14 protein-coding genes are annotated in these 22,918 nt (G+C 62.2%); 2 read left to right on the top strand and 12 right to left on the bottom strand.

All coding sequences use genetic code 11. From position 1 onward, the window contains the following. Positions 1 to 122: 122 nt before the first annotated feature. Positions 123 to 1,298 (bottom strand): lactonase family protein, encoded by a 1,176-nt coding sequence (locus QF045_RS14380; protein ID WP_306492773.1) that lies wholly within the window; start codon positions 1,296 to 1,298, stop codon positions 123 to 125. Beyond that, positions 1,285 to 1,578: a DUF5629 family protein gene (locus QF045_RS14375; protein ID WP_306492772.1), complete on the bottom strand. Its 294-nt coding sequence runs from the start codon at positions 1,576 to 1,578 to the stop codon at positions 1,285 to 1,287. The genes QF045_RS14380 and QF045_RS14375 overlap by 14 nt, the downstream gene beginning before the upstream one ends. Before the next feature lie 141 nt (positions 1,579 to 1,719). Between QF045_RS14375 and QF045_RS14370 the strand changes: the two genes are divergently transcribed. Then, positions 1,720 to 6,636, top strand: a complete 4,917-nt coding sequence (locus QF045_RS14370; protein ID WP_306492771.1) for a hypothetical protein — start codon at positions 1,720 to 1,722, stop codon at positions 6,634 to 6,636. Between the two features lie 46 nt (positions 6,637 to 6,682). Here the strand turns inward: QF045_RS14370 and QF045_RS14365 are convergent, their stop codons facing one another. Further along, entirely contained in the window at positions 6,683 to 9,058 is a 2,376-nt protein-coding gene (locus tag QF045_RS14365) for an RND family transporter (protein WP_306492770.1), read from the bottom strand. A 15-nt stretch (positions 9,059 to 9,073) separates the two neighbouring features. Continuing rightward, entirely contained in the window at positions 9,074 to 10,114 is a 1,041-nt protein-coding gene (locus QF045_RS14360; RefSeq protein WP_306494896.1) for a YCF48-related protein, read from the bottom strand. Positions 10,115 to 10,482: 368 nt separating this feature from the next. On the opposite strand from QF045_RS14360, the gene QF045_RS14355 reads away from it, so the two are divergent. Continuing rightward, positions 10,483 to 11,598, top strand: a complete 1,116-nt coding sequence (locus QF045_RS14355; protein WP_306492769.1) for a Gfo/Idh/MocA family protein — start codon at positions 10,483 to 10,485, stop codon at positions 11,596 to 11,598. Positions 11,599 to 12,102: 504 nt separating this feature from the next. Here the strand turns inward: QF045_RS14355 and QF045_RS14350 are convergent. From QF045_RS14350 to praA, 8 genes are all read right to left on the bottom strand, one after another. Beyond that, the gene (locus QF045_RS14350) at positions 12,103 to 13,806 is read right to left on the bottom strand and encodes an AMP-binding protein (RefSeq protein ID WP_306492768.1); all 1,704 of its coding nucleotides are present in this window, start codon (positions 13,804 to 13,806) and stop codon (positions 12,103 to 12,105) included. Positions 13,807 to 13,837: 31 nt separating this feature from the next. After that, positions 13,838 to 15,136, bottom strand: coding sequence for an acetyl-CoA C-acetyltransferase (locus QF045_RS14345; RefSeq protein ID WP_306492767.1), 1,299 nt, complete (start codon positions 15,134 to 15,136; stop codon positions 13,838 to 13,840). After that, a complete protein-coding gene (locus QF045_RS14340) occupies positions 15,129 to 16,037 on the bottom strand; it encodes a MaoC/PaaZ C-terminal domain-containing protein (protein WP_306492766.1) in 909 nt (302 codons plus the stop codon). The genes QF045_RS14345 and QF045_RS14340 overlap by 8 nt, the downstream gene beginning before the upstream one ends. Next, complete coding sequence (locus tag QF045_RS14335; protein WP_306492765.1) at positions 16,038 to 17,381, bottom strand: 3-oxoacyl-ACP reductase; 1,344 nt, start codon at positions 17,379 to 17,381, stop codon at positions 16,038 to 16,040. It lies immediately after the preceding gene. Between the two features lie 74 nt (positions 17,382 to 17,455). Then, positions 17,456 to 19,981, bottom strand: a complete 2,526-nt coding sequence (locus tag QF045_RS14330) for an acyl-CoA dehydrogenase (protein ID WP_306492764.1) — start codon at positions 19,979 to 19,981, stop codon at positions 17,456 to 17,458. Between the two features lie 249 nt (positions 19,982 to 20,230). Further along, positions 20,231 to 21,640 carry an outer membrane protein transport protein gene (locus tag QF045_RS14325; protein ID WP_306492763.1) on the bottom strand — a complete coding sequence of 470 codons (1,410 nt, stop codon included), beginning with the start codon at positions 21,638 to 21,640 and terminating at the stop codon, positions 20,231 to 20,233. Between the two features lie 126 nt (positions 21,641 to 21,766). Continuing rightward, complete coding sequence (gene praB / locus QF045_RS14320) at positions 21,767 to 22,270, bottom strand: alkane oxidation protein activator PraB (RefSeq protein ID WP_306494895.1); 504 nt, start codon at positions 22,268 to 22,270, stop codon at positions 21,767 to 21,769. A gap of 118 nt (positions 22,271 to 22,388) precedes the next feature. Next, positions 22,389 to 22,883: an alkane oxidation protein activator PraA gene (praA, locus tag QF045_RS14315; protein WP_306492762.1), complete on the bottom strand. Its 495-nt coding sequence runs from the start codon at positions 22,881 to 22,883 to the stop codon at positions 22,389 to 22,391. Between the last annotated feature and the right edge of the window lie 35 nt (positions 22,884 to 22,918).

The following is a 22,918-nucleotide window of genomic DNA, read 5'->3' as shown; positions in this document are numbered from 1 at the left end:
AGCAAAGGTAGATGATGTAGGTTTTATACGTAAAGTTTAATGCATAATTTATGCGTGCATTTGTCCGGGATAACCCTTAACTAGTTTAATTAAGGCAAAAGTCGTCAAGCGCGGCCTCTCGCTTATTGACGCACCAGGAACTTGAGGTCGCTGGGCGCATCGATCGGCTGTTTCTGCACGGTTTTACCCAGCAGACCGGTCTTGGGGTCGCGTTCGATCACCACGATTTCGTTGCTTTTCTGGTTGGCCACCAACAGGAACTTGCCGCTGGGGTCCAGGCTGAACTCGCGCGGGTGATCGCCTTCAACGGAACGGCGTTGCAGCTCCTTCAGGTGCGCGGTGGCCGGGTCGATGCTGAACACCAGCATCTGATTGGTGGTGCCACGGTTGCTGACGTACAGGAATTTGCCATCGCTTGAGGCGTGCAGCGCCGCTCCCGCCTTGTCGGACACCGGCTGGCCGGCGGCGAAGTCCACCAACTGGGTTTGGCTCAGTTTGCCGTCGTGGTAGTCGAACACCGCCACTTGCGCGCTCATTTCAGTGGTCAGCCAGGCATGCTTGCCGTCGGCACTGAACAGCAGGTGGCGCGGGCCGCTACCGGGCGGCAGCTGCACAGCGGCCGGGTCGGCCGGGGTCAATGGCAGCTCATGGTTGGCCTTGGGGTCGTAGCGGTAGGCGAACACCTTGTCGGCCCCCAGGTCCTGGACGAACACATACTTGCCATCCGGTGACGAGACCACCGAATGCACATGGTTGGACGCCTGGCGCTCCGGGTTGACGCCGCTGGCCGGGTGACCGCTCATCTGTACCGGCGCCGACAGCTTGCCCTGGGCGTCGATCGGCAGGATCGCCAGGCTGCCGCCGGGGTCCTGCAGCACCGAATAGTTGGCGACGAACAGGTAACGGCCATCGCCGGCCACGCTCGAATGGGTCGGCTCATTGCCCAGGCTCTGGACCTGGTTGATCAAGGTCAGCTGATGGTTGCCGGGGTCAATGCTGTAGCTGCTGACGCGACCAACCGGGTCCTTTTGCCCAGGGCCGTTTTCATTGACCACGAACAGGTGCTTCTGGTCCTTGGAAACCGTCAGCCAGGACGGGTTCGCCGCTTTCGCCGCCAGCACCGGCGGGCCTTGGAATTGCCCGGTACGGCTGTCGAATTGCAGCCGGTAGATGCCTTCGCTGGTGCCGGCGGTGTAGCTGCCGACCAGCAGCTCGTAGGTGTCAGCGGGTGCGGCTTGCACCGACATCGCGCCGACGCTGCCCGCCATCAGCAGGGGCCAGAATTTACGCATGTTCATCCGTTTCGTCCTCGTCGTTATTGTCATTGTTCCCGGTAAAACCTTGCATGCAGATCAAGCGGTGCTCGCCGGCATCGCTGCTCAGCCTCCAGCACTGTGAGGCGTCGTCCAGGGTCGCCGCCTGCAGCTGCGCCAGGCTGAATGTCCAATGCTTGGGCACCCGCCCGTCCAGGCAGGTAATGCGCAGCGTTTGCGCGCTCAGTTGGAAGTCAAAGGTGTGCAGCCCGTCGATTTCCACCATGTCGCAGGTGCCAAGGGCGCTGAGCAATCTATCAGTCATAACCATCTTTCATCAGGTTCAAAACACCCATCATAGGTCAGTTTGCGCCTCGAACCTAAAGCCCTAACCGGCTACCACCTCGCGCAGCAGGCCGACACTACCTTTGGCGATGACTTCCCAGGCCAACGTAAAGGAACGCCAATGCCTGCTTCAACCCGCGACACCTCCACAGACCCGCTGCAACAAGCGGTTGCCACACAATTCGCCACACGCCCGACCCTGCGCGACACCACCGCGCAGATGCTGTCGTACCTGCTCAAGGAAAAATACCCGCCGCTGACCTTGCCGCCCTCGGAACTGCGCCTGGCGCAGCCGAGTGACGGAGGCGGCCGGGCCTTGCTCCCGCTGTTGACGGTGGCCCTGAAGTACCTGGCCACGGGCAGTTACCCGGATATGTCGACACGTGACGGACTGGACTGCTACCTGAGCGACGCCACGGGCAACCGGCTCACCTATCAAAGCGACGGTCTACGCTACTACGACCTGCACACCATCGAAGCGGTTATCCGTGAGTTGGCCCAGGTCCTGTTCATCAGCTTTCAGGACGCTTTGGCGATGTATTGGGGACAAGCCGACGACGCCCACGACAGCCGCTGGAAATGGCTGGCGGACATGCTGCAGGCCCGGCTGCGCCTCCTGGCCGTGAAGCAGGAGGGGAGCAACGCCGGGCATCTGCGGATGCTCAGCGCCCTGGCCCGTTGCCCCGACCGGGAAGACCGCGCACGCCAGCCATGGCCCGACAAATCCCTGCATGCCTATACCCTTGAAACCTGCCTGGACCAGGGCGCCAAAAGCCTGACCGTGCAGTCGACCGACCTGTTGCTGGTCGACGACACGCAAGTGTTGCTGTGTGGCCTGTCCGGAAGGATCGAGTCCTTCGCCAGCCTGGATGCCTTTGGCAAAGCGTGGGGCGAGCGCATGTCCAAGCAGTATGTGGCCGGCCGAATCACGTGGAATCAGTACGAGCCGGACGGCAATATTTTCGAGGTCCAGGCGGCGCTGGTGTTTAACCAGCAACTGGACGACCTGGCCGCCATTCGCCTGCCCGCGGACATCAGCGTGAGCGCCCTGGAACAACTTTTCGCCGTCGTCACCGACCCGGCCCGCCAGCTATCCGCCCTGCCTGGCGCGTATTCACAACGCCAGCCCTCGCTCAAGGCGGCGCTGCCCGACTGGTTGCAAAACGCTTCGCCGGCGGACCGGTTTACCTACCATCACTATGTGCTCGAACAGGCCATTATCAAGCGTGAAGCCCTTGGCGACCCGCAACTGGCTGAGTTGGACAGCATTGGCGCCTATGCCACCAGCCACCTGAACCACCAGTTGTGCCTGGACCGCAACCAAGCCCTGCACGGCACGCGGACCTGCACTGAAACGGCACTCGCCGAAGGCTACGATGCCGACGACCTGCAACTGACGTTCCGCGTGCCGGTCGGCGACAGTGGCAGCAGCTACGTGGAGCCGGTGGCGATGAGCCTGGTGGACCTGGCCCTGAAAAACTTATCGGGACGCCCGTTGGGCTCCGTGACCCTGAGCCACCGCAAAGGCCGAATGCTGGAAGACTGGTTGACGCCGGACTACATTTTCCAATTGATCCAGCGGGTGAACATCGGCCTGAACTACCCCAACTACATCCGCCAGGAATTGATAGACGATACCGAGGCGGCGCAAAAACGCCGACGCCTGTTCAAGCAGCAACGCCCTCTGCAACTCAAGACCCAGGCGCTGGAATACAAGCTTCAGGGGCTCGCCGGGCTGACCGCGCGCGGTGTGCGTTATGTGGCGGCGGTGCTCAACGAGGAGCGCGCGGGCCGCTGGGTCGGCGAGACTGAAATCGTCATGCGCCCCCTGGCGTTCCTGCGCAAACCCGGTGCCAGCGCCGATGTGGTGCAAAACATGTTTGTCATCGAGGCCCGTGACCCAACGGCCGGGCCGCATGTGCTGTACCGCCCGGCCTATGCCCAGGCGCTGCGCGAGTTCGGCAGCCGTGCCGACCTGCTGGCCGCCATTGTCGAGACTGGCGAACTGCAGACCAGTGTGCTGACCTGGCTGCCGGAGCGCGCCAGGCCGATCTACAGCAACGGCGGGTTCGTCCAACCCCATTACGTACGGGTCATCGGCGGTTCGGAATTCGATCCACTGCCCAGCGTGCCCGCCCCGGCAACACTGGCCGGCGCCGACGATGAAAGCGCAGCGAAAATGCTTCTTGCATTGAGCACCGGCACGTTATGGGAATACCTCTTCGAGTGCGAAGCTCATCAGCTGCTGGCCCAGGCCGAGGAAGCGTCCACCTCCGATACCGAGAGCCGCTGGGCGCTGATCGTGGAGGGCATGCTGCTGGGCTTCAATACGCTGTTGATGGCCGTGCGCGGGCCGCTGGCGGTGGTGGGCTGGTTGTTGCAACTGATGCAAAGTCTGAAACAGGACCTGCCCGCGCTGGAAAGCACAGACCCCACCACTCGGGAGCTGGCCTGGGTGGATGTACTGATGAACATCGGCCTGCTGCTGTTGCATCAACTTCCACCCCCTGAGCCCCCCCTCAATGTACGGCGTGATCAGCCTGAAACGGAGCAGGCACTGGCCCGGTTGCCCTTCAGGCGCTCGCAGACCGTGCCAGCCAGCGCACCGCCCGTACAGGTTCGGCGCGGCGTGGTGGGCCTGCCCTCCGAACCTGCGGGAGGCGGGCGAACGCTGCTGGACTTCGACCGTTCCGTGGCCAGCACCCGTCAGGCAGCCCGTTTGCTGGAAAAACTGCTGGCCTACAACGTGCCCTGGCCAGACCCGATACCGGAGCAAATCGAGGTCGGCTTTTACAAAGGCCTGTACCGGATCGACGGGAAGTTGCACGCCTCGGTGAGCGGCCTGTTGTTCCGCATCGGTATCATCCCGGGTTTTGGCGAGGTATTCATCATTCACCCCGATCGGCTCGACCACCCCGGCATCCCGATCAGGTCCGACGACAGTGGCCACTGGCGCCTGGATTTCGGCCTGCGCCTGGCCGGCGGCGGCCCCAAGCGCGTGGCCACATTGCGCGCACAGAATCTTGAGAAAAAAAACCAGCTGCTCGACCGTATGGAGCAGATCAACGCGGTACTGGGCGGTTCCCTGGAACCCCCGGTCAGGCAGTCACTCGATCAAATGGCGAAGATGCTCGGCACCCTCAAGGCCCAACGCCAGGCGCTGGTACAGGCCTGGGACGCACTGCAACGGGCTGCTCCCGCGCAGCGGCCTGTTCTGGAGGCCAGTCACCAGAGGGAAGTCAAAGACTACGCCAGCCGCAGCACCCTCTATCGGGCTTTGTTGGAAAACCTCACGAAGCGCGTGACGCCCTTGATCGAGACCCGCCTGACCCTCGTGCCCCTGGCTCGGGAACTCAGGCAGGTCGCCCTCGCTGGCGCCGATATCAAGGAAATGGAAACGATCCTGGAGCAGTCGGCGAACGAGGCTTTGAGCGTCTGTAATTTTGAACGCGAGTGGTTGCAAGGCCTGCAGACGTCCCGCACCGGCCAGTCCATGCGTGATCTGGCGCAGAGCATGTTTGTGGATTTTCTTAGAAATGATCGCACTGCCTACGATGAGTACATCGCCAAAGCGGTCGAGTCAGCGGACACCTGGCTGCGCATGGCGGATGCCGCCGCCCAGGTGGAAACCGTGCTTGAGCAATTGGCGGATTACTCACCCGGCGGCGTCGCCAAACGGTTGGCCTGGCTGAAGAACATCACCGACGTACGGCTGATCTTTGCGCAAAACCTGAAACTCAATGCCATGTCGTCACTGGCGCTCGCTAGTGTGGACAGATCGGACATCATCCTGCCGCCGCAGGAAAGTCTGTATTACCAGCGCCTGCGCAACCTCGAGCTACCACAGACTGTGCTGTCACACATCGAAGTGCGCAGCAGCAACGACTACGCCCTGGAAGACCAGCGCAATGTCTACGAGTCCATCATCGATAAATACCGCCGTTATGCAAACGCCCTCCAGGCACTTAAATCCCTGAATTCCAAGCGCCTGCATCCATCCTCCGAACGCCTGCTGGAGGCGCTCGCCAACGCTCAAGCCCTGGCTCAGCGCGAACTGGAAACGGTGGTCAGCAAGCAGGAACAACTGGACGTCACGCTGCCGATTTCGAAGACCCTGCCCGCCAAGCCGGCCACACGGCGAGTGTTCAAGTCCCGTCGGCGTGGCTACCTGATCGGTGACGTGGGCGGCGCTGCCGGGCCGGCCGGTCGCGAACAGATGACCATTACGGACTCGGGCACCGGCGAAACCATCGCCTCGTTCGAGCGGATTGAGGACGAGTGGGTCGACAAGGCGCCACCCCTCGAACTCCCCTCCCTAAACCTGCAGCCGCTTCAGACAGTGGTCGAGCTGCGCACCCAGGGCCAGAAGTTGATCGGCCAGCGCGCGGACATAGAACGGCAAGTCAACGACCAGAAGCGCCAGCTCGACTCGCCCCTCACCCGGCAACAGGTCGACCCGGCCGATTGGGACATTTTGCTCACCGGGCATGCGCGCAAGCTCACCGACCTCGCCGTCCGCCTGGAGCGCGATCACGCCAACAGCCCCACCGCCCAGAGACTGATCGCTGAGTATCACGCCCACGCCCAGGACCTGAGGCGCAAGGCAGTGCTTGACTGCAGTAGCGCGTACAAGCAGCAGTGGCCGACGCCGCAAAGCGTGACGTACCTCTGGGATCACCAGCAGATCGACATCAACCTGACCAGCGCGGCGGACCCGGAGCGCCCTACCCTCAGCGGCGACTTCTTCACCGAATACGCGGTATACGACAAAGCTACCCGTCCGCCGCAGGTGCTGTGGTACGCGCACTTCCACTACCCGTCGGCCACCACCGCGGCGGCCAGCTACAGCCGGGCGCACCTCAAGCTGCGCGAGCAGCGCAAATTCACGCAGAAGGATTTGCTCAAGCAGCACGTGCAGGAACAATTGAGCGGCGCGTCGTCAAGCGAGGAACCGGTTAAGCAGATCGTGTATGTGCTGATCAAGCCGCCGCTGGATCAGCTGTTTCTCGCGATCGCCCCGCAACCTGTCAACCCCTGAGGCGGCACACCGGCAGGCGCGAAGAGGTATCGCGCCTGCCGGCGGGTCAATGGGCGAACAGCGAGTTGCCTTTCTGTCCGGCCAGCTTCTCGGGCTTGATCAAAAACCGCGCCAGCGCCGGCAACAGCCATAGCGCACCGAACATGTTCCACAGCAGCATGAAGGTGAGCATCAGGCCCATGTCGGCCTGGAACTTGATGGCCGAGAAGATCCAGGTGCACACGCCGATGGCCAGGCACAGGCCGGTAAACAGCACGGCTTTACCGGTGGACTTCAGCGTCTGGTAATAGGCTTCCTGCAACGGCAACCCCGCACGCAGGAAGCTTTCCAGACGGCTGTAGATGTAGATGCCGTAGTCCACGCCGATGCCCACGCCCAACGCCACCACCGGCAAGGTCGCGACCTTGACGCCGATGCCCATGAACGCCATCAGCGCGTTGCCCAGCACCGAGGTCAGCACCAGGGGCAACACGATGCACAGGGTTGCCGCCCACGAGCGGAAGGTGATCATGCACATGGTAGCCACGCACAGGTACACCAGGATCAGGATGATCAGCTCCGATTCCTTGATCACCTCGTTGGTGGCCGCCTCGATCCCGGCGTTACCGGCGGCGAGGATGAATTCCAGGCCTTCCTTGTTGTTTTCCTTGGCGAAGTCCTGCACCGCATGCACCGCACGGTCGAGGGTCTCGGCCTTGTGGTCGTTGAGGAACACCAGCACCGGGGCCAGGGAGCAGTTGTTGTTGTAAAGGCCATCGGCGCGGGCGATGGAATTGTTCAGCACGTCAGGGTTGCGCGACAGGGTTTCCCATTTCAGGTTGCCCTCGTTCATGCCCTTGATCATCTGCTTGGACACGGTCACCAGCGAGATCGCCGACTGCACGCCCTCGGTGTTCTGCATTTTCCACATCAACTGGTCGATCGGCGCCATGGCTTCATAGCGCGAGCAGCCTTCGGCTTTCGTCTTGACCATCACCACCAGCACGTCGGAGCTGGTGGAGTAGTTGCTGATGATGAAGTTGTTGTCCTTGTTGTAGCGCGAATCCGGGCGCAGTTCCGGCGCGCCCTGGTCCAGGTCGCCGATCTTGAGGTTCTGGCTGTACCAGAGGCCGCCGCCAAAGGCGACCAGCGCCAGCGCGATGGAAATCGGCGCGACTTTCGGGCTGGCGAAGTTCGACAGCAGGCGCCAGAACGGGTGTTCGCGGTTCGCGTCTTTTTTGCTTTTGGCGATGGCCCGCGGGCTGATACCCACATAGGAAATCGCCACCGGCAGCAGGATCAGGTTGGTGAACACGATCACCGCCACGCCGATGGACGCACCGATGGCCAGTTCGCGGATCACGCCGATGTCGATGATCAGCAAGGTGATAAAGCCGACCGCGTCGGCGAGGATCGCGATCATGCCCGGCAGGAACAGTTGGCGGAAGGTGCGCCGCGCGGCGGTCAGGGCGTTGTCCGCCTCGCTGGACTGCAGGGCGATCCCGTTGATCTTCTGGACCCCGTGGGAAATACCGATGGCGAAGATCAGGAACGGCACCAGCATCGAGTACGGGTCGAGCCCGAAGCCGAAGAAGTGCATCAGGCCGAGCTGCCAGACCACCGCCACCAGCGTGGTGCTCAGCACCGCGATGGTGCTGCGCAGGCAGTTGGTGAACCACAGCAGCAGGATCAGGGTGATGACGAAGGCGATGCCGAAGAACATCACCACCATCACCAGACCATCGATCAGGTCACCAACCTTTTTGGCGAAGCCGACGATGTGAATCTTGACGTTGGGGTTCTGCGCTTCGAACTTGTCGCGGATCTTTTCTTCGAGCTCATGGGAGAACTTGCGGTAGTCCAGGGCCAGCAACTTGCCCTGGTCCTGCGGGTCCGGGTAGGACTCCAGCAGCGGGATATCGACGATGCTCGACTTGAAGTCGTTGGACACCAGGCGCCCGACCTGGCCGGACTTGAGCACGTTGTTGCGCAGCTGGTCGAGGCTTTGCGGCGAGCCGTTGTAGCTTTGCGGGATCACTTCACCGCCGGCAAAACCTTCCTCGGTCACTTCGGTCCAGCGCACGCTGGGGCTCCACAGCGACTTGAGGCCCGAGCGGTCGACGCCGGAGATGTAGAACACCTCGTCGTTGATCTGCCTCAGGGTCTCCATGTAGGACTGGGTAAAGATGTCACCGTCCCTGGCTTCTACCGAAATACGCACCGTGTTGCCCAGGTTGGCCAGGTCGTTGCGGTGCTCCATCATCTTTTCGATGAAGGGGTGTTTGAGGGGGATCATTTTTTCAAAGCTGGTGGACGGGCGAATCAAGGTCGCCTGCCAGAACAGGAAAATGCTCACCAGCAGGCAGATAACGATCACTGCCGGGCGGTTGTTGAAGATCAGGCGCTCAAGGAAGGTCGCTTTATCGTTGTGATGACTGCTCATGCTTGCCCCGCCTTCTTATTGTTTTATCGGTTCTGCGCCAGTGGGCATTGCGACGCGAACACCACCCTGTCCGGCCAGAATCAAATTACCGTTACCCGCTGCCGTCACCGCCGACAGCGAAATGCGGTCCGGGCGGTTGAACACGCTGAAGCTCTGGCCGTCGTCGTGGCTGACTACCACGCTGCCGCCATTGCCCACCACCACGATGGAACCGTCGTCCAGCAAGGTGGCGCCCGACAGGCCGAATTCGAGGGCGCCACGGGCCGCATTCAACTCCACCTGCTCCCAAGTGCTGCCGAAGTCGGTGGAGCGGTAAAGGTTGCCGCGCAGGCCGTAGGCCAACAGGGTGTGCGGTTGAGCGGTGCCGATCACGCCAAACAGCGAGCCCTCGTAGGGGCCTTCGAGCTTTTCCCAGGTCTGGCCGTCATCGCTGGAGCGGAACATGCTGCCCTGCTCGCCGACGATAAACAGGCCGGCGTCCTTGATGGAGGCGATGGCATTGAGGTGGAACTGGTCTTCGTTGTCGAGGCGCTCGCTGACGTCTTCCCAGGTCTTGCCGCCGTCGTTGGTCTCGACCAGCGCACCGTAGGCGCCCACGGCCAGGCCGTGATTGGCGTCGTTGAACCACAGGTCGAGCAACGGCGCTTCGCGCTTGAGGTCCTGGTATTGCTGGGTCCAGTTGGCGCCGCCGTCGCTGCTGACAAGGATCTGCGCATCATGGCCGACCGCCCAGCCGTGCTTGGCATCGACGAAAAACACCGCCGTGAGCAATTGCCGGGTAGGCACTTTGGCTTGGGTCCAGGTGCTGCCCTGGTCATCGGAATAGAGGATGTGGCCGCGATCACCCACCGCCACCAGGCGCTGGCCGGCGTGGACCACGTCAATCATCAGGCCTTTGGCGGCCTTGGGGGATTCAATCGCAAACACCGCCGCGGCGGGGGTATCGCCGGCGGCCTGGACGCCGCCGGGTATCGCGACGGCTCCAAACAGCGAGAGCGCTGTGGCCAGCAACGCAAGCTTGCGTGCGGCGCGTGGGCGGCAAACAACCCAACCCATGACAGGCTCACTCATAGACCTTTCTCCCATTTATTATTGTTAGGTCGCGGTGCGTTGCGCGCAGCTCTGAAACCTGCAATCTAGAGCGCCGCAAGCAAGCACGGGCCATCCTATCGGGCTTTGGAATCGTCTGACAATCGGCGCTACGTTATCTTTTGTTAACTGGCGGCGTTTGGCCACTCGCTGAATATAGCTGCATCAGTGGAAATGATGGTGCTACAGGATGCGGAGCGTCTCGGGCGGCGTTACCACGCGGAGCATGGGAACGATCAGGCTATCGTGAGAATTTTTATTCTATCTATTGAGTTTTGTGAATATTTATTCCATTAATACGCCTCCCGAAAATAATAATCCAAAGGACCACGGCGATGCGTGAACTCGGAATCGGCTTGATCGGCACAGGCTTCATGGGGCGCGCCCACGCGCTGGCGTTCAACAATGCCAGGGCGGTGTTCGAACTGCCCGTCACGCTCACGCTGGCTGCGCTGGCCGATGCCGACATCGAGCGGGCGCAACGTTGCGCCAACGCCTGGGGCTTTGCCCAGGCCCATGCGGATTGGCAGGCATTGATCGACGATCCCAAGGTCGATGTCGTGGCCATCACCACGCCTAATCATCTGCACTACCCCATGGCCATGGCCGCGATCGCGGCGGGCAAGGCGGTGTATTGCGAAAAGCCACTGGCCGTCAGCCTGGAACAGGCCGATGCCATGCGTCGCGCCGCCAGCGCGGCCGGGGTGGTCACACGCGTGGGCTACAACTACCAGCACAACCCGATGATCGCGTTGGCGCGTCAGATGATCGCGAGCGGCGAGCTTGGCCAGATCATCAGTTTCCAGGGCGAGTTCAGCGAAGACTTCATGGCCGACCCGACCTCGCCCTGGTCGTGGCGCTGCGAGGTGGAACACGCTGGCGGCGCGCTGGCTGACCTGGGCAGCCATTTGCTGTCGATGGCCCATTACCTGGTGGGCGATGTGGTCAGCGTGTGCGCCGACACCCAGACCGTCCACGCGCAACGGCCGGCCCTCAAAGGCAGCCACGAGCTGAAGGCCATCGCCGTGGATGACCAGGTCCACGCCCTGTTGCGTTTCGCCAACGGCGCGCGCGGCACCGTGAGCAGCAGTTGGCTCAAGCATGGCTATAAGAACCACCTGAGTTTTGAAATCAGCGGCACCCTGGGCACGCTGGCGTTCGATCAGGAGCGCCTGAACGAACTGCGCCTGTGCCGCGTCGGCCAGGACGGCTTCCAGCGCCTGCTCGCCGGCCCTGCCCTGCCCGGTTACGCCGCGTTCAGCCCGGCGGCGGGCCATCAGCTTGGGTACAACGAGTTGAAGACGCTGGAGGTTCACGAACTGATCATGGCGCTGGCGGGGCAAGGCACCGATGGCACTGATTTCGAGGCGGCGTGGGCGGTGGAGCGGCTGGCGACGGCGATTCGGGTGGCGGCCCTTGAAGAGCGCTGGGTCAATGTGAACTCAGTCTAAATGTGGGAGGGGGCTTGCTCCCGATAGCGGTGTGTCATTCGCTGAATGTGGTGACTGGTGTACCGCTATCGGGGCATAGGTATCTACACAACTTTGTAGCAGCCAACGGTAACCACGATGCGAAGCGAGCCGCTCTTGATCTTGCTTTTGATCTGAGGCGCCCCGTTAAACCACGCCGGCCGGAATTCGATATTGATTTGGAGGGTAAACCGGCAGGGATGCCGGTTTAGCCGCCCCGCGCCATGGATGGCGCGTGGCGGCGGCCCTCCAAATCAATATCGGATTACGGGCACACCGAGCCTGGGCGAGGTGCCGAGTGGTGGGGCAAGAGCGTTTTGCTCACTTTTGCGCTTTTCAAAAGTGAGCCGCCGTAAGGGCGGAACCCTAAGTCGCCGTTACCGCAGCAACGGATATGTACTCGCCCTGATCCAATATCCTGGTCGGCTGTCAGGCCGCCATCGGGGGCAAGCCCCCTCCCACATTTGATCGCAGTCACCTTCACTATTAGCGCAAGGCGCGGCGTAGCACTTTGCCTACCGTGGTTTTGGGCAGTTCGGTGGTGCGAAATTCCACGTAGCGCGGCACCTTGTAGCCGGTCAGGTATTCCCGGCAATGGGCGAGGATCTGCGCCTGGGTCAGGCTCGGGTCCTTGCGCACCACGATGATCTTGACCTTCTCGCCGGTCACGCCATCTTCCACGCCAATCGCCGCCACTTCCGCCACACCGGGGTGCATCGCCACCACGTCCTCGATTTCGTTCGGGTACACGTTGAAGCCCGAGACCAGGATCATGTCCTTCTTGCGGTCCACCAGCCGGATGTAGCCACGCTCATCCATCACCCCGATATCACCGGTGGACAACCAACCCTCGGCGTCCAGCACTTCGGCGGTTTCCCTAGGGCGCTTCCAATAGCCCTGCATGACTTGAGGACCGCGCACTTGCAGTTCACCCTGCTCGCCAACCTCGGCGATTTCGCCGTCTTCACGCACAAAGCGCACCCAGGTCGACGGCAATGGCACGCCGATGCTGCCGGTGAACTCCATTTCGCGCATGCGGCTGATGTCGATGGGGCTGATGCTCACCACCGGTGAACACTCGGTCAGCCCGTAGCCCTCGATGATCGGCAAGCCGGTGACTTCCTTCCAGCGCTTGGCCACCGCCGTGTGCGTGGCCATGCCGCCGGCGATCACCATGCGCAGGTCGGAAAAGTCCCGCGCGCAAAACTCCTTGTTCTCCAGCAAACCGTTGAACAGCGTGTTGACCCCGGCAATGCCGTTGAAGCGCTCCTTGCGCAGGATCATCTGCACCCGCTTCACGTCCCGTGGGTTGGCGATCAGGATATTGCGCCCGCCCAGGCACATGAACATCAGGCAGTTCACCGTGAGGGAAAAGATGTGGTACAGCGGCAGCAAGGTGACGTTGGTCTCCTGCTTGTCCTGGTCCAGTTGGTCACCGACCCAGGCCTTGGCTTGCAACAGGTTGGCAATGATATTGCGATGGCTGAGCATCACGCCCTTGGCATCGCCGGTGGTGCCGCCGGTGTATTGCAGGAAGGCCAGTTCATCGCGGTTCAGGCTGACGGGCAGATAAGTGAGCGCCCGCCCCTGCTTGAGCACTTGGTTGAAACGTACCGAGCCGGGCAGTCTGAAGGCCGGCACCTGCTTCTGCACGCTACGCAGGATGAAGTTCATCGCCGCACCCTTGAAGGTGCCGAGCAAGTCGCCGATGGCCGCCACTACCACGCGTTTGACGCTGCTGCCAGCGATGACTTTTTCCAGGGTGTGGGCGAAGTTTTCGAAGATCACCACCGTCTCGGCGCCACTGTCCTTGAGCAAGTGCTTGAGCTCATGGGAGGTGTACAGCGGGTTGACATTGACCACCACCGCGCCGGCCAGGATCGTGCCCAACAGGCAGATGGGGTACTGCAAGCAATTAGGCATCATCAGCGCGACGCGGTCGCCTTTCTTCACCCCCTGGCCCTGCAGCCAGGCGGCAAAGGCGCTGCCCTGAATGTGCCAGTCGGCGTAGGTCATGGGCGTGCCAATGCTGACATACGCCACCCGCTCGCTGAATTTTTCCAGATGTTCCAGGAACACTTCACGCAATGAGGGATATTCCTCGATGGCGGCATCGATGTCCGCCGGCACGCCGGGCAGGTAGGCGTTCAACCAGATACGTTCAGTGTGTTCCAGGCTGATGGCGTTCATGGCAGTGTCCTTATTGTTGTTGTGGTTTGGGCTACTTTTCGACGATGGCGGTAATACCCAACCCGCCTGCCGCACAGATCGAGATCAAGCCGCGACCGCCGCCGCGCTCATGGATGGCCTTGGCCAATGCTGCGAGTTGCCGGCCACCCGTGGCGGCAAACGGATGACCGCAGCCAAGCGAGCCGCCGTTGACGTTCATCTTTGCGCGATCGATGGCGCCCAGCGGTGCCTCCAGGCCAAGGCGCTCGCGGCAGTAGTCGGGGTCTTCCCAGGCCTTGAGCGTGCACAGCACCTGGGCGGCGAAGGCTTCGTGAATCTCGAAAAAATCAAAGTCGGCCAGCCCCAGGCCTTCGCGCTTGAGCATGCGCGGTACGGCGTAGGCTGGGGCCATCAACAGGCCTTCGGTGCCGTCGACGAAATTCACCGCCGCCGTTTCGCCGGTGCGCAGGTAGGCCAGCACGGGCCAGCCATTTGCAGCAGCCCAGGCTTCGCTGGCCAGCAGCACCACCGAGGCGCCGTCGGTGAGGGGCGTTGAGTTGCCGGCGGTAAGCGTACCGTTCTGGCGGTCGAATGCCGGCGCCAGGCTGGCGAGTTTTTCCAGGCTGATATCGTTGCGCAGGTTGTTATCACGGGCCAGGCCGCGATGGGGGCTGATCAGGTCATCGAAGAAGCCGCGCTGGTACGCCGCGTCGAGGCGTTGATGACTGCACAGGGTCAATTCATCCTGGGCCAGGCGCTTGATCTGCCAGCGCTTGGCCATTTCTTCGCAGTGCTCGCCCATCGACAGGCCGGTGCGGGGTTCGCCATTGCGCGGCAGCAGCGGCTTGAAAAACATCGACGGGCGCACCTTCAGCAGGCTTTTCAGCTTGTCGCCCATGCCCTTGGCCCGATTGGCCGCGAGCAAGGTGTGGCGCAGGGACTCGTTGATGCCAATCGGCGCGTCGGAGGTGGTGTCCGCGCCGCCTGCAATGCCCACCTCGATCTGGCCGAGGGCGATTTTATTGGCCACCAGCAACGCCGCTTCCAGGCCCGTGCCGCAGGCTTGCTGCACATCGTAGGCCGGCGTCCGCGCCGACAATGTGGTGGACAGCAGTGACTCACGGGCCAGGTTGAAATCGCGCGAATGCTTGATCACCGCGCCGGCGACAAATTCACCCAGGCACTGACCGTGCAGGTTGTAGCGATCCACCAGGCCTTGCAGCGCGGCCACCAGCAAGTCCTGATTGCTGTCATGGGCATAGACGGTGTTGGATCGCGCAAACGGCAGGCGGTTGCCGCCGATGATCGCCACGCGTCGAGTCGGCGGCGGATTGAAACTGTATTCACTCATGTAAGGCTCTCACTCCTGGCGTTTGATCCCACAGCAGCAACCCGCGCATATGCGGTGTGTCGCCAGCGGCATTGCGCACTTCGAACTCACGGAGCGGGCCCGTCACCGGGCGACTCCATAGGGCGACCTGGCCGGGCAGGAAGATCGGCACCTTGAAATCGCAGTGGGCCTCGGCGCGGTCCAGGCCGCCCGCTGGCTGCTGCGCCGCCAGTGCGCGGCCCAAGGTCCACATGCCGTGGGCGATGGCGCGGCGAAAGCCGAAGAGCTTCGCGCCTATTACCGAGGTATGGATCGGATTGAAATCTCCCGAGACCTTGGCAAATCGGCGCCCCAGATCGGCGGGCAACACCCAGCGCTGGGTGCGCAGCAAGCCGTCTTCCTGCAACGGCAGTGCGTCCACCCACGGCTCTCCCAGCGGATTCTTCACCGCACGGCGCAGGTACAGGCTGTCGCTTTCCCACACCAGCGCGTCGGCGCCGTAGGCCCGGGTCGCGATGCTCAATGCCTGCCCCTTGGGATGGGCGACCCAGCGCTCACAGAACACTTCCAGGCGCAGCGCATCGCCTTCATGCAGGCGCTGGTGCTGACGAATACGATTGGCCAGGTGCACCATGCCGCTGGCCGGATACGGGAAACTGGGCCGGGTCAGCAGCATCAAGTGCAACGGGAACGCCAGCACATGGGGATAGGACAGCGGCACGCCCTGCTCGGGACGAAAACCACAGGCACGGCCATAGGCGGCGATTGCGCCGCCCGACAACTCCACCGCCGGGCGTACCAGACGCTCCCTGGGCAATAACGGCACGGCTTCGGGCTGGGGCTTGCGCAAGCCGCGCACCCCGGCGAGCAACAGTTGGGCGCGCGAAGGCGGCGGGTCGATGATCTGCGTCACGTAGTCCATTCAGGCCCCCAGCAGGCTTTGCCCGCACACCCGCACCACCTGGCCGTTGACCCCACCGGACGCCGGATGCGCCAGCCAGGCGATGGCCTCGGCCACGTCGACCGGTTGGCCGCCCTGGGACAGGGAATTCATGCGCCGTCCGGCCTCGCGGATCAACAGCGGGATTTTCGCGGTCATCTGCGTCTCGATAAAGCCCGGCGCCACGGCATTCACCGTCACTTGCCGCACCGCCGCGCGCGGGGCCAGGCCTTGCACCAGGCCGATCACCCCGGCCTTGGACGTGGCGTAATTGCTCTGCCCAAGGTTGCCGGCGATCCCAGAAATCGACGAGACGCACACGATACGCCCGCCGGGGTTCAGGCCCTGGTGGTCCAGCAGCGCCTGGCTGAGCTGCAACGGTGCTTGAAGGTTCACCGCCAGCACACTGCGCCAAGCGGCGTCGGTCATCTTGGCGATGGTCTTGTCGCGGGTAATGCCGGCGTTGTGCACCACCACATCGAAGGCGCCGTATTGGCTGACATGCGCCTGCAGTAACGCGGCGGCATCCGGCGCGGTGATGTCCAGGGGCAACGCCGAACCGTTCACGCTGTCGGCGGCCTGTTGCAGCGCCTGCTGGGCCTGGGGTACGTCGACGCACACCACGTGGGCACCGTCGCGCGCCAGCACCTGGGCGATGGCCAGGCCAATGCCGCGCGACGCGCCGGTCACCAGGGCGCGACGGCCGGCCAGCGGCGTGTCCCAGTGGATGGCGGTAGTGCTGTCGACAGGCGGCTCCAGGCGGATCACTTGCCCCGACACATAGGCCGAACGACGCGACAGAAAGAAGCGTAGGCTGCTGTCCAGCGCGTCTTCGGCGCCCGGCGCCACGTAGAGCAGTTGCACGGTGATCGCCCGGCGCAACTCCTTGGCCAATGAGCGAACCAGGCCCTCAAGCGCACGCTGGGCGACGGCCTGGGGCAAGTCCTTGCAGTGTTCCGGCGCGGTGCCGAGCACCACCACGCGGGCGTGTTGGCCCAGGCGTTTGGCGTTGCTGTGAAAGAAGGCGTAAAGCTCGTCCAGGTGCGGCAGATCGGTCACGCTCGTGGCATCGAACACCGCGCCCTGCACCTTCACCGTGGACGGCGCCCGCAGGGTTGCCGGGGTGGCCGCGACGGTGTCAGTGGCGCTGAAAAGGCGTTGTACAGACTCAGCCAGGCGCCCTGCCCCGGCGAGAATCACCGGGTTGACCAACCCTGCCTGGCCGCTGCGATGGCGTTGCAATGCCAAGGGTTGCGGCAAGCCGACGGCCTGGGCGAGGCGGCGACCCCAGGGGGAATTGACGAACGAAAGGTAGCGGTCACTCATATCACCATCCTGTCTTGAAAACCCAATCGAATGTGGGAGGGGGCAAGCCCCCTCCCACATTGACCCGGTTGCACTTAGTTCACCGAGGCGCTTTCGCTTTGGCTGGTGCGACGCTTGGTGGCCGGTTCCAACGCTTGTTTGCGCTGCTGCAGGGCCTCCAGCAAACCGAAGTCCTGAGGGAAATCGTCGACCTGGATGCCGTGGTCGGCGTATTCCACATAGCGTGCGAGCAACGCGTCTTCGTCGTCGCTGATCAGGTCCAGCGCCCGTGCCTTGACGCGCCAGCCGGTAAAGGCCGCAGACGAGATCGGCATCGGCGCGAGCAGGCCTTGCTTGACGGCGGGCTTGAGCCGCGCCTCGATCAACTCCACTTGGGGTAACAAGCGAAAACCCAGTTCGCCATACGCCAGCTTGTCGATTTCCGGACGGGGGATGTAGGAATTGGCCAGCAGACGGTCGCGGGTCTCGCCGGGGGTCTGCACCACATCGGCAACCTGCGCCAACAGGCGATCCGACGGTTTGCGCAAAGGAATGCCGAATGGAAAACTCAAGGTGCGCAGCACCGCTGCCGCAGCTTTGGATGGGTAATTGTCGAGCACCTCGGCCAGTGCTTCATGGGCGCGCAGCAAGGCATCCTGGGCCGCCCAATGCACCAGCGGCAAATCGGACTGGGGCCGGCCGTCGTCCTCAAAGCGCTTGAGCACGCAGGAGAGGATGTACAACTGCGACAGCACATCGCCCAGGCGCCCGGTGATACTTTCCTTGCGCTTGAGCGCCCCTCCCAGCACGCCCATGGACACGTCCGAGACCAACGCCAGCACCACCGACAGACGATTGGCCTGGCGGTAGTAGGACGCCAGCGCCGGGTCGGTCTTGGCCGGGGCAGCCAGCAGTCGGCCGCCGGTCAGCGCATGCACCGCCGCGCGCACGGTATTGGCCAGCACGAAACTCACATGGCCGAACATCGCGCTGTCGAACGCCTCCAGGGCCTTGCGCCGATCCGGGTTGCGCGCCGCTTCCATTTCGCGGAACACATAGGGATGGCAGCGGATCAGGCCCTGGCCGTAGATGATCAGGCAGCGGGTCATGATGTTCGCGCCTTCCACCGTGATGGCGATGGGGCTTTGCTGGTAGGCACGGGCCAGGAAGTTGTTGGGCCCCATGCAGATGCCTTTGCCGGCAACAATGTCCATGCCATCGTTGACGATCATGCGCGCGCGCTCGGTGACGTGGTACTTGGCGATGGCGGAGATGACCGACGGTTTCTCGCCGGCATCCAGCGACGCCACCGACACCTTGCGCACCGCATCACAGGCATACAGGTGCCCGGCCATGCGCGCCAACGGTGCCTGCACGCCTTCGAACTTGCCGATGGGCAGGCCGAACTGTTTACGCATCGCGGCGTAGGCGGTGGTGCCACGTACCGCGACTTTGCCCAGGCCGACGTTGGCCGACGGCAGCGAAATCGCCCGGCCCGCCGCCAGGCATTCCATCAGCATGCGCCAGCCGTTACCGACTTGGTCGCGGCCGCCGATCACCCATTCCAGCGGAATGAACACATCCTTGCCGGTGGTGGGGCCGTTCTGGAATACCGCATTCAGTGGCCAATGACGCCGGCCGCTGTTCACCCCCGGATGGGCGGTGGGAATCAGCGCGCACGTGATACCCAGTGAGCCTGCAACGCCGAGCAAGCCGTCCGGGTCTTCGGCACGGAAGGCTAGGCCCAGCACCGTGGCAATCGGGCCGAGGGTGATGTAGCGCTTGTCCCAGGTCACGCTGAAGCCCAACACCTCCTCGCCTTCGTGCAGGCCCTTGCACACAACGCCTACGTCGGGGATGGCCCCGGCGTCGGAGCCGGCGTAGGGGCTGGTCAAGGCAAAGCACGGAATGTCCTCACCTCGGGCCAGACGTGGGAGGTAGTAGTTGCGCTGGGCGTCGGTGCCGTAATGCAGCAACAGTTCGGCGGGGCCCAGGGAATTGGGCACCATCACCGAAATGGCCGCCGCCGAGCAGCGCGTCGACAGCTTCATCACCACCTGGGAGTGGGCGTAGTGGGAGAAGCCCTTGCCGCCGTATTGCTTGGGAATGATCATGCCGAGAAAGCCGGCGTCCTTGGTGTACTGCCAGCCCTCGGGGGACATGTCTTGCCATACCTGAGTGGTTTCCCAGTCATTGGCGATGTCGCACAGGGTTTCGACTTCGTTGTCGAGGAAGGCCTGCTCTTCGGCGCTCAGGCTGGCCGGTGCGGCTTGCAACAGGCGCTGCCAGTTGGGCGTGCCGCTGAACAGCTCGGCGTCCCACCACACGGTGCCAGACTCGATGGCCGCCCGTTCGGTGTCGGACATCGCCGGCATGATCGTCCGAAACAGCCCCAGGGCCTTGCTGGTCAACAGCGCCCGGCGCAGGGGTTTGATCGCCAGCAGCAAGGCCGGTAGCACCACCAGCACCGCCGCGACGCCGGCGCCGAATGCGCCGACGACGTTGAACAGATAGCCCGCCGCCAACCATGCCAGGCCGGCGACCAGCCACGACGTGGCAGCGGCTTGTCGATACGCCAGGGCCATCGCCGCGGCGAAACCCACCAATAACCAGATAACCATGGGATACCTCACTTGATTCAGGGCGTGACACCCGCGTGGGTCGCTCCGATTGAGCGACGGCGTAGAGCCACACTACAAACTCGGAAAGACAAATTCAAATTTTGTTTTGAAATTTTTATTTAATGATTGGACGAAAAAATATCGGCTGAACAAGCCAGCCTCCTCCACTCAAATCCGATTGCATCAACACGGGTCGCCTATGCGACCCGTTGATCACAGGCGTGTTTCAACCCCTTCGCCTGTGGCAGATCAAAACGCGTAGGTCGCTGAAAGGCTGACAACCTCACCCTTGGCGTCCGCTTTACCATCAAGCGTTGCGCCGCCCAGGCGATCCTGGTTGTGCGTCCTGAGCTTGGCCTTCTCGACGAATTGCCGCGAGTAGGCACCGTCGATGCTCAGACCGGGAACGGCACGGATGTTGTAGCCAAACCCCAGGGAGGCAAAAATACGATCACCGTCCGGGATACGCGGGTCACGCGTCGAGTTGCGAGTGGGCGTCTGGTCGGTCGCGACACCGGCGCGGAAGGTGAAGTCGTCGGTGAATTTGTAGTCGCCACCCAGCGACACCATCCAGGCGTCCTTGTAGTTATAGGGAATCGACACAATCTGCGTGCCCTCGGACTTCAAGGTCAGCGCCTTGAACGACGACCATTGCGTCCAGGTGACGCTGGCGCCCAGCGTGAGGCGGTCATTGAACTGGTGCACCCAGTCGATGGACGCGTTGGCGGGAACGTCCAGTTGCGTCGAGGCCTTGGCGCCATTCACGTTGAGGTCCAGCCCCGGGTATGCAAGCGCTGGCAAACCGCCTTCGATGAGGGACTTGTTGGCCTCGTCGGCGTAGATGCTGTACTTGCCTTCCAGTTTGTTTTTGATCTTGGCGTGGTAGTTCAAGCCCAGGGTATCGAACTCGGTCGGCTTCCAGACCACACCGGCAAACCAGCCGACCGAGGTGTTATCCACCTTGACCCGCATCAGTGATGAGCCCACGCCGGACGGGAATGGAATGCCGATTTCAGGCGACAACGCCGCCGCGGAATACAGGTCGAGGTTCTGGCTGACGAAGCCTTTGGTGTGCTGGACAATTGCACCGGCACCCACCGAAAACTGGTCATTGACCTTGAACGACAGGGAGCCTGTGACCCCTACCGTTTCAATGCGTGTGTCGACGGCAAAATCGCGCCCGATCCAGTCCTCGTCCCAGGTGGTGCGCGCACCCAGTGGTACCACCTGGCTGAGCCCGAACGCAAAACGGTCGTTGATCGGTATCACCATGAAGCCGGTTGGCAACCAGGCGGTAAAGCCGCCTTGTCCGCCATCGCCCGTGCGGGGCGTGGAACTCAAATCCGTGGGGTCGACTGCCGCCGGTGCGTTGCCGGCATAGTCCGTGGCTGTGCCCTTGTATTTAACATTGATACGCGCGTAATCGACGGTGAATTGAGAAATCGTGCGGTCGATGAAAGCCATGCCGGCCGGGTTGTTGTAGGCCGAAGAAGGATCGTTCTGGAACAGTGAGCCACCACCGAAGGCACGTCCCCATCCCGGAGCGCCGAAGGTCGGCGTGGAAAAACCGCCGGCGTGTGCGTACCCGGTTGCCGTGATCAGGCCGCCGAGAATTGCCAGGCTCAATAACGTACGTGCCTGTTGCTTCTTATTATTCATGCTCCACTCCTTATTGTTTTTATCCTCCGAGATCGGTTGTCCCGACCTGGCTTCCCGCAGCCAGTGCCTCTTGCGAGGCACTGGCGTCTTTCAACGTGTGATCATCACGTCAAATACTCACGGCACTTACGGGGTAACGGTAAAGGCCGGGCTTGGTGTAGCGGTCAGAGCCGTAATCTTGCAGGAACCAACCGTTTGTGCGCTGGGTACGGACAGCGTGTTGGTGGAGTTTTTGAAGCCGACATTGATGGTCACCGGCGACGCCGAGCAGTTGTTGAGAATTTTGAAATTCACACCCGAAACCGTACCGTTGAAAGCGTCAGGACCGCCACTGGCCACATTCAAGGTCCATGGCAGGCCCAGCAACTGAGGGACGCCACACAGCGCGTTGGAACCGCTGACCTGTGCACCGGTAATCGCGGCGCTCGCCCCATTGGCAGCTACGGAACCGGTGAAGACGATGTTGCAAGTGACTGGCAGGTTCAACGAAGCGGGCGACGTTACAGTGATGGAACCGGCGGTGGTGAATGCGGTACCGGCAGGCGCGATGGTGGCTGCATTGGCCACCGAAACTGCACCGAAGCACAGGGCGAACGAAGTAGCACAAACGAGGGTTTTCAAACTTTTCATTATTTTTGCCTCACAGTGAATGGCGAATGATTTCGCCTGGGTAATGGCCATGAGCACGAAGTTACGGTGAAACTGCAGAACGACGCACACCAGCCAAATTCATTTCGATTCGATTGATTTATTCGACGACCTTAAAGCTGGGCGGCATCTTGATCGACACCGTTTTTATCTGACAGTCATCACCAATGGGTACATTCGCGGCTTCCAACTTTCCAGTGGCATTATCCCAAGTCCCCTCCGCCGTCGAAGGACCACACTTGCCGCCCAGGCCGAAGGCATGCACATCTACGCTGATGTTCGACATCGAGCCGCTCTTTGTATTTTTTGCAATTAACACCCAGGGTAAGTTGATGGCTTCAACTCGGCTGCATTTGAGCCCGCCGTCAAATTCAACCTTGTCGACATTCACCGATGCCCCATCGGCCGCCACCTTGCCGGCCACCTTGATGGTGCAGTCCGCGCTGATCAGCTTGCCCTTGGAAAAGCTGATGGGGCCCTGCGCGGTGAAGGCACTGCCGGCCGGTTCAATGCGCGCAGCCTGCGCCTGGTGATAGGCGATCAGGCCCAGCGCGGCCAATACGATGTGGCTGGTGAACTTGGCAGTTACTTGCATAGTACGCCCTTCCCTTGAAATTATTTTATTTTTGT

The organism is Pseudomonas sp. W4I3 (assembly GCF_030816195.1).
In the GTDB taxonomy this organism is placed as follows: domain Bacteria; phylum Pseudomonadota; class Gammaproteobacteria; order Pseudomonadales; family Pseudomonadaceae; genus Aquipseudomonas.
This window is presented reverse-complemented; position numbering and strand designations above follow the sequence as displayed.

Excerpts from the sequence above, each read along its gene's own strand:
- QF045_RS14375 (WP_306492772.1), bottom strand. The coding sequence starts at position 1,578 with ATGACTGATAGATTGCTCAGCGCCCTTGGCACCTGCGACATGGTGGAA.
- QF045_RS14345 (WP_306492767.1), bottom strand. The coding sequence starts at position 15,136 with ATGAGTGAATACAGTTTCAATCCGCCGCCGACTCGACGCGTGGCGATC.
- QF045_RS14360 (WP_306494896.1), bottom strand. The coding sequence starts at position 10,114 with ATGGGTTGGGTTGTTTGCCGCCCACGCGCCGCACGCAAGCTTGCGTTG.
- QF045_RS14340 (WP_306492766.1), bottom strand. The coding sequence starts at position 16,037 with ATGGACTACGTGACGCAGATCATCGACCCGCCGCCTTCGCGCGCCCAA.
- QF045_RS14325 (WP_306492763.1), bottom strand. The coding sequence starts at position 21,640 with ATGAATAATAAGAAGCAACAGGCACGTACGTTATTGAGCCTGGCAATT.
- QF045_RS14330 (WP_306492764.1), bottom strand. The coding sequence starts at position 19,981 with ATGGTTATCTGGTTATTGGTGGGTTTCGCCGCGGCGATGGCCCTGGCG.
- praB (WP_306494895.1), bottom strand. The coding sequence starts at position 22,270 with ATGAAAAGTTTGAAAACCCTCGTTTGTGCTACTTCGTTCGCCCTGTGC.
- QF045_RS14335 (WP_306492765.1), bottom strand. The coding sequence starts at position 17,381 with ATGAGTGACCGCTACCTTTCGTTCGTCAATTCCCCCTGGGGTCGCCGC.
- QF045_RS14380 (WP_306492773.1), bottom strand. The coding sequence starts at position 1,298 with ATGAACATGCGTAAATTCTGGCCCCTGCTGATGGCGGGCAGCGTCGGC.
- praA (WP_306492762.1), bottom strand. The coding sequence starts at position 22,883 with ATGCAAGTAACTGCCAAGTTCACCAGCCACATCGTATTGGCCGCGCTG.
- QF045_RS14355 (WP_306492769.1), top strand. The coding sequence starts at position 10,483 with ATGCGTGAACTCGGAATCGGCTTGATCGGCACAGGCTTCATGGGGCGC.
- QF045_RS14370 (WP_306492771.1), top strand. The coding sequence starts at position 1,720 with ATGCCTGCTTCAACCCGCGACACCTCCACAGACCCGCTGCAACAAGCG.
- QF045_RS14365 (WP_306492770.1), bottom strand. The coding sequence starts at position 9,058 with ATGAGCAGTCATCACAACGATAAAGCGACCTTCCTTGAGCGCCTGATC.
- QF045_RS14350 (WP_306492768.1), bottom strand. The coding sequence starts at position 13,806 with ATGAACGCCATCAGCCTGGAACACACTGAACGTATCTGGTTGAACGCC.